The organism is Nonomuraea sp. NPDC001684 (assembly GCF_053596515.1).
This window is the reverse complement of sequence record NZ_JBSFGJ010000485.1, coordinates 1-6,634: the sequence shown is the minus strand read 5'-3', so window position 1 is coordinate 6,634 and position 6,634 is coordinate 1. Positions and strand designations below refer to the sequence as shown.

8 protein-coding genes are annotated in these 6,634 nt (G+C 72.0%); 4 read left to right on the top strand and 4 right to left on the bottom strand.

Going from position 1 to position 6,634, the window contains the following annotated elements; translation table 11 throughout:
- Positions 1-122: 122 nt before the first annotated feature.
- Positions 123-1,115 carry a helix-turn-helix domain-containing protein gene (locus ACWCSD_RS44670; RefSeq protein ID WP_449924450.1) on the top strand — a complete coding sequence of 331 codons (993 nt, stop codon included), beginning with the start codon at positions 123-125 and terminating at the stop codon, positions 1,113-1,115.
- Here the strand turns inward: ACWCSD_RS44670 and ACWCSD_RS44665 are convergent.
- A complete protein-coding gene (locus tag ACWCSD_RS44665; RefSeq protein WP_449924448.1) occupies positions 1,112-1,519 on the bottom strand; it encodes a hypothetical protein in 408 nt (135 codons plus the stop codon). The two genes, ACWCSD_RS44670 and ACWCSD_RS44665, sit on opposite strands and share 4 nt — an antisense overlap.
- A gap of 1 nt (position 1,520) precedes the next feature.
- Between ACWCSD_RS44665 and ACWCSD_RS44660 the strand changes: the two genes are divergently transcribed.
- A complete protein-coding gene (locus ACWCSD_RS44660; RefSeq protein WP_449924445.1) occupies positions 1,521-1,775 on the top strand; it encodes a hypothetical protein in 255 nt (84 codons plus the stop codon).
- 47 nt (positions 1,776-1,822) lie between these two features.
- Here the strand turns inward: ACWCSD_RS44660 and ACWCSD_RS44655 are convergent, their stop codons facing one another.
- The 3 genes from ACWCSD_RS44655 to blaOXA form a co-directional block, all read right to left on the bottom strand.
- Entirely contained in the window at positions 1,823-2,704 is an 882-nt protein-coding gene (locus ACWCSD_RS44655) for a PaaX family transcriptional regulator C-terminal domain-containing protein (RefSeq protein ID WP_449924442.1), read from the bottom strand.
- Between the two features lie 467 nt (positions 2,705-3,171).
- Positions 3,172-4,419: an MFS transporter gene (locus ACWCSD_RS44650; RefSeq protein WP_449924439.1), complete on the bottom strand. Its 1,248-nt coding sequence runs from the start codon at positions 4,417-4,419 to the stop codon at positions 3,172-3,174.
- Positions 4,416-5,288, bottom strand: coding sequence for a class D beta-lactamase (gene blaOXA / locus ACWCSD_RS44645; protein WP_449924436.1), 873 nt, complete (start codon positions 5,286-5,288; stop codon positions 4,416-4,418). The genes ACWCSD_RS44650 and blaOXA overlap by 4 nt, the downstream gene beginning before the upstream one ends.
- Before the next feature lie 356 nt (positions 5,289-5,644).
- On the opposite strand from blaOXA, the gene ACWCSD_RS44640 reads away from it, so the two are divergent.
- Both ACWCSD_RS44640 and ACWCSD_RS44635 read left to right on the top strand, forming a co-directional pair.
- A complete protein-coding gene (locus ACWCSD_RS44640; RefSeq protein ID WP_449924453.1) occupies positions 5,645-6,211 on the top strand; it encodes an alanine--tRNA ligase-related protein in 567 nt (188 codons plus the stop codon).
- Positions 6,212-6,273: 62 nt separating this feature from the next.
- Positions 6,274-6,634, top strand: a 361-nt coding sequence (locus ACWCSD_RS44635) for a hypothetical protein (RefSeq protein WP_449924456.1), incomplete at its 3' end; no start/stop codon positions are given.

Genomic DNA, 6,634 nt, shown 5'->3' with positions numbered 1-6,634 from the left:
GATCGTTTCCTCGCTGACCTAATCTGGGATTCAGTCAGGACACAAGGGTGTCGAACGGGCCAGAACCCGCCAGGTGGCGGTAAACCGCCGCCCTTGTCGCCGGGAGAACGGGGGAGCCGTCGATGCTCGAAGCGATCGGCCTCTCACCGGCCGAGAGCCGCCTGTACGCGACGCTCGTCGAGAACCCGCGATCGTCGGCCGACGAGCTCGCGGCGCTGTGCGGAGTCTCGCCGCTGATCGCGGGCCGCACGCTGGCGGCCTTCGCGCGGCGCGGCCTGGCCAGCAGGCTGCCGGGCCGCCGCGCCCGTTACGTCGCCGTCGCCCCCGACATCGCCATCAGGCCGCTGCTCGCCCGGCACGAGGAGGAGCTGCACCAGGTACGTACGGCCATCCACGAGCTGACCAGCTCGTTCAACCTGGCCTCCCGCTACGCGACGCATCCGGCCGAGCAGGTGGAGGTCATCACCGGGACCGACAACATCATCAACCGGGCGTACGCGCTGCAGGACAGCGCCCAGGTCATGTTCCGCAACATCGACAAGCCCCCGTACGCCATGCGCGGGCACGGCGACAACGTCGCGCGCGAGCGGCACATGCTCAGATCGGGCATCGACTACCGCACCGTGTACGACCGGGAGGCCCTGGCGGTCCCCGGCAAGTTACGCCTCGTTCAGGACTCCATCGCCCGCGGGGAGAAGGCCCGCGTGGTGGCCGGGGCGGCGGCCAAGATCTGGATCGCCGACGACGCGCTCGCGCTGATCCCCATCCGCAACGGGTCCAACTCCATCGACGCGGCGTTCATCCTGCACCAGTCGGCCCTGCTGGACGCGCTGATCGCGCTGTTCGAACTGGAGTGGCACCGGGCGTTGCCCCTGCGCGCGGCCCCCCGGCCCGCCACGCGCACCGCCGAGCCCGTCGAGCCCGCCGAGCTCGACGAGGTGACCAGGGAGCTGCTCGGGCTGCTCGCGGGTGGCCTGACGGACGAGGCCATCGCGCGGGCCCTGGGGCTCGGGCTGCGCACCGTGCAGCGCCGCATCCACGCCGTCATGCGCGACCTGAACGCCGTGACCCGCTTCCAGGCGGGTCTGGAGGCCCGGGAACGCGGCTGGATCTAGCTCCGCGCGCGACCCCGCGGCCAGGCGTCCGGGCGTCCGGGGCGTCCGAGCAGCATGACGAGCAACCGGACGGCCGAGACCGCGCCCGTGGCGGCGCTGAACAGGGTGAACCAGAACCAGAAGGAGCGCCAGGCGGCCGGGATCGGCAGGAGCGCCGCGACCACGATCGGCAGGCCGAGCACCAGCAGGCGCAGCCGGCGCTCGTCCTTGAGCCGGCGCTCGTCCTTGAGCCGGTGGCCGGACGCCGCCGCCGGGCGCAGGCCGCCGACGATCGCCAGACGCCAGGCGCGCAGCGTGGTCACATGGAGCGCGACGACCATCGCGAGCCCCGCCAGCTGCGCCCATTCGAACGCGTCGGCGCCGGCCGGCGAGCCGTACAGCACGGCGGTCGAGCTGAACGGCACCGTGCTCGCCACAGGGGCGGCGGACGGGCGGCCGGCGACCGTCCTGGCCCATCTGGCGGGTACGTCGCCGCTGCTCCAAGGCATGGCCGAGGCCACGGGCGGGCCGGCCGCGCTGGGCCTCGCGCAGCTGATCGACGATGCCGGGGCGCGGCCCGGCGTCCATCCGCCGGAGGCGGCGATCGACCACGAGCGGTTCTTCGCCGACCTGGCCCGGTGGACCGGCGGCTCGGTGCGGGTCGCCGTGGAGACGGCGTGACGGCGTGACGGCGTGACGGCGTGACGGCGTGACGGCGTGACGGCCCGTCAGGCGCCCGCGGCCAGACGGCTCAGGCCGCCGTAGAGGCCGAACAGGCGGACGGCGCCGGCGTCCTTGCCCGTCTGCTCCTCCAGCAGCGACCAGCAGCGCGCGGCCAGCGCCCGGGCCCGGGCGCCGGGCCAGGGCCGGGGCAGCAGCTCGGGGGGAAGCAGCGGGTCGGCCTCCATCGCACGGGTGAACTCCGCGGCCAGCTCCACCGCGATGGTCAGCCGCCGCGGCTCGGACGATACGGACTTGCCTGACGGCTCGGCGTGCTCCTGGAGGAACCGGAGCCGGGGCTCGGCCACCGCGGCGAGCCGCTCGTAACGCCCGGCGACCTCGCCCAGCGGCCACATGGCCCGGGCGAGCGCGACGGGATCGCTCTCCTCGCCCCGGCGCAGGTCCCGGGTGGTCAGGAAGGTGACGTGGCCGAGGACGTCCAGGCGGCGGGCGTGCTCCTCGACGTAGGGCTCCCACGGATTGGCGCTGACGTACAGGCCGCCGTGGACGGGAGCGCCGCCCAGCAGGGTGAGCGCGGCACGCAGCGCGTCGCGCGCGGGCCGGGCGCTCTCCGGGACGGTGAAGGCGACGAGATGCCAGGCGCCGTCCCAGGGGGCGAGCCCGGCGTCCTGGCGGTAGGCGTGGGTGACGAACTCGACGTCGAGGCCCATCGCGCGTCCGGTGCTGCCGGTGGCGCGCAGGATCGCCTTGCGCCCCCGCCCTTCCTGGACGAACCGCCCCTCGGCGACCAGCCGTTTGATGCACAGGCGGACCTGCTGGTCGTTCATGTCCAGCAGGTTGGCGGTGGCGTAGAGCTCGCCGGCGTCGACCGTGAGATCGGTGCGGACGAGCGCCTCGACGAGCATCCGGGTGGGGACATGGACGTCCATGCCGACTATCGTATCGAGTCCGATCGTTATGCCTATGACCTGGGCCACCGCGTCCAGCAGGGTGCATCACGCCTCCAGACCCGGTCGGCGATCACTGCTCCACGTGCGGACGGCCTTCCGCCAACTGGTGAATCCAACCCGCGTACCGCAACCCGCCTCGTCTATCGGGACACCGCACGCCCCGCGGTCCCCGGCGGGGTAGCAGACCTCGAACGTCGCTGTCGGTGAGATGCGACAGATGTCCAGCCCCAGCAACCACTCGACCTTCGGTGAGACACCGTAGTGGTCATCAACCTTCGATGACAATGCTCAGTTTCGCTGCGACCACGCCGACTCCGGGACCAGGCGACGAGCTGAGGAAGCTGCGCAACCAAGAACAGCCTCAGCTCTCTGCACTCAAGATCCTTCTCAGCGCCGACGGCTGTCCACCGGTTCCTCAACCCCGGCGATGGCGACGGTCCCGCCGGTCATGACCTCGTCGCGTCGCGGACACCGTCCCTGAGCTCTGCGGCGCGGCTGGGGGAGCGGCTGGGGGAATCGTCGGTCCTGGCATCGCCGAACGCCCGCTCAGGCAGCGGACGGACGCAGGCCGCAGTGGCGCAGGCGGTCAACGTCAGGATGACCAGTGCCGCCGTCGCGCCGCCTGGTCCCCGGTCGAACAACCCGCCCACCGCGATGCCGCCGGCGAACGCGACCAGGCCCGACAGGAACGTCTGCACGCCCAGGTACGCCCCGAAACGCGTCGGCGGGGCGAGCCGGGCGATCGTCTGGAACACCGCCGGCTGCAGCAGCCCGTCGGCGAGCCCGTGCAGCACGGCCACCAGCACCAGGCCTGGCAGCCCGGTGCCCGCGCCGGTCGCCAGCAGCAGATGGCCGCCCGCGGCGAGCAGCAGTCCCGCGCGCAGCACGTGCGGTCGGTCGGCGCGGCCGGGTACCGCGCACCACGGCTGGACCGCGGCCGACACCATGGCGAGCACGCAGGAGAACACGGTGACCGCTGTCGAGTCCGCGCCGCCGAGCGGTACGACCACCGACGACTGGTCGGTCAGCAGCATGGCGGGTGCCGACACGGCCGCGAACCCGACGAAAACCCGGTCCCGCAGTACCGTTCGCACCCCGGAGACGACTCCGTGCGGCACCCGTACGCGCGGGACGTGCCGCAGGAGTGAGAACAGGAACGCCGCCACGCCCCACAGCGCTGCCGCCGTCAATGCCACCAGCCAGTAGCCGACGTTCAGCAGCGCCAGCCCGAGCACCGGGCCGGCCACCGCCGCGACCTGCAACGTCATCGCGTACGCCGCGTATCCGCGCGCCCTTCGCCGTTCGGCGAGCCCGGCCAGCAGCGACTGCGCCGCCGGGTGGAACAGCGCCCCGCCCGTGCCCAGCAGCACCACGGCGACGATCAGCCAGGGCAGGCTGGACACAGTGCCCAGCAGGGCGAATCCGGCCGCGCGCAGCAGGCACGCCAGAATGCCCATCCGTACCGGGCCGAGTACGTCCACCAGCACGCCGACCGGCAGGGAGAGCGCGTGCTGCACGAGATTGCGCAGCGCCAGCACCAGGCCGATCCCTCCGGCGGCCAGTCCGAGGTCGGCGCGCAGGTGCAGGACGACGTGCGCCATGGCCGCGAAGTAGCCCAGCGAGATGGCCGCCTGAACGGTGACGACCACGGTGACCGTGCGACGGTCACCGTGGTCCGAGGGGGAGACGATCACGCCGCGGGCAGGACGTTCAGCCGGTACAGCAGTTGACGGGCGAGCGTGGCGCGCTTGGCGGCGTCGGCGTCCTTGGCGATGTCCATGTTCAGCGCGAAGGTGTACAGGCGGCCGCCGCGCTCGACCCAGCCCGTCCACCAGCCGGTGCCGGGGTTGGGGGCGTTCTGCCAGCCTGACTTGGCGTACAGGGCGTACCCGTTCTTCTTCTCGATCAGGATCAGGTCCTGGACGGCACGCTGGTTCGCGCGGGAGGCGGGCAGGCGCAGGGCGGCCAGCCGTTCCATGAACCGGGTCTGCTCCACCGCCGAGATCTTCAGCGGGCCGTCCAGCCAGAACCGGTCGACCACGGTCCCGGTCTGCTGGTTGCCGTAGCCAAGCCGGTGCAGCCACTGACGTTCGCGCGTGAGGCCGATGCGGCGGGCGATCACCTGGAACGCCGCCGCGTTGGAGATGCGCACGGCCTCCCGCATGGTCATGTCCTTCTCCCACTCGGGATACGGCTGCGGCGTGCCGTCCCAGGGGATGACCTCGTCGGGGCTCTTGACCGCGCCCGTCTCCAACGCGACGAGCGCGTGCGGGACCTTGAAACTGGACGCGGGCACCATCGGCGTCTCCGCGCGCCGCCGGTCCACCACGGTCGTCGTCTTGGACGACACGTCCAGCAGAGCGAACGTGCCCCGTACCCCGGCCGTGTCGAACACCGTGCGCAGGTCGTCGCGCACGGTCGTTCCCGGCCGCACCTCGGCAGCCGCAGTGGCGGCGCCGGCTGCGGCGGTGGCCGCGTACGAGGGAGTACCGAGGAGGGTGAGTGAGGTGACCACGATGACGCCCAGCCCCGAACGGAGGGCCTGGGGGATTGCCTTCTTCATGCGCAGAGGAGATCACGGGACATCTGAACTGTCCAATATCGATATCAATGGACGACCGATATTCGAATCCGTATACCCGCTGGCAGAGCAGCTGCCGACGGCGGCGAGCGGCGGACGCGGCCTCGCCTATGGCATCCGCTCCGGCCCGGCCGCCGCCCAGAGCCACCCGGACGACGTACGCCTGCGCGTGGTCGCCGACCACGTCCGCACCGCGCTCATGCTGATCGCCGCCGAACACGGCCTGGAGGTGGACGACGACGGCTTCAGACAGCTCATGACCGAGCAGCGCGAACGCGCCAAGCGCGACGCTCAGGCCAAGAAGAGCGGCCACGCCGACACCCGCCCTCCACCGCGACCTGCTCGACGTCCACGGCCCCACCGACTGGCTGGCCTACCAGAGGCTCACCGCCGGGGCCGGCGTGCTCGGTCTCTTCCACGACGGCCGCCCGATCCCGGTGGCGGCCGAAGGTCAGATCGTGCACGTTGTGCTGGACCGCACCCCCTGCTACGCCGAGTCCGGCGGCCAGGACAGCGACACCGGCACCCTGACGGGCTCCGGCGTCACCGCCGAGGTCCTCGATGTGCAGCGGCCGATCAGGGGGCTGGTCGTCCATCAGGTGCGGGTCACCGCCGGCGAACTGCCCGTCGGCGCCCGGATTCAGGCGGCGGTGGACGCCGAATGGCGGCTCGGCGCCCGCCAGGCCCACTCCGGCACGCACGTCGTGCACGCCGCGCTGCGCGAGGTGCTCGGCCCGGCGGCCCTGCAGTCGGGCTCCTACGATCGGCCGGGCTACCTGCGCCTGGACTTCTCCTGGCGGGGCGGCCTGTCGGCGGCCGTCCGCAGCGGGGTGGAGGAGGTTGCCTACCTGGCGATCCGCCCATCGCCGATGGGCCTTGATCAGCGTCGGCGCCGAGGGCGATGATGCCTCATGAGCGACACCGTGAAGCTCCGCATCTGGTCCGAGACGCGACGCGGAGGTCAGCGATGAACGTCACGCCGATCGACCTCACCGAGGGGCAACGCAAGCTCTTGATTCGCATCCGGGACCACACAGTGATCACTGGCGACGTGAACACCTTGTGGGGCGACTGGACAAGGCGCGCTGTCTTCAAGCGGTTGGCCGAACAAGGGCTGATCCGCGACGAGCGGGACGATCTTGCGAATGGTTACCGCTGGCACGTCACCGACGCGGGCCGGGCAGTGCTCGACCAGATCGCGGAAGTCAAGCGTGCGAGGGCGCTCGGGCGTCGTGCGCGCGCGGGCCGCCGAGGCGGCCAGGTAGGCGTTCACGACCTGGGAGGAGGTCACCATCGCGTTGGCGCCTGGCTGACCTGGTACGGAGATG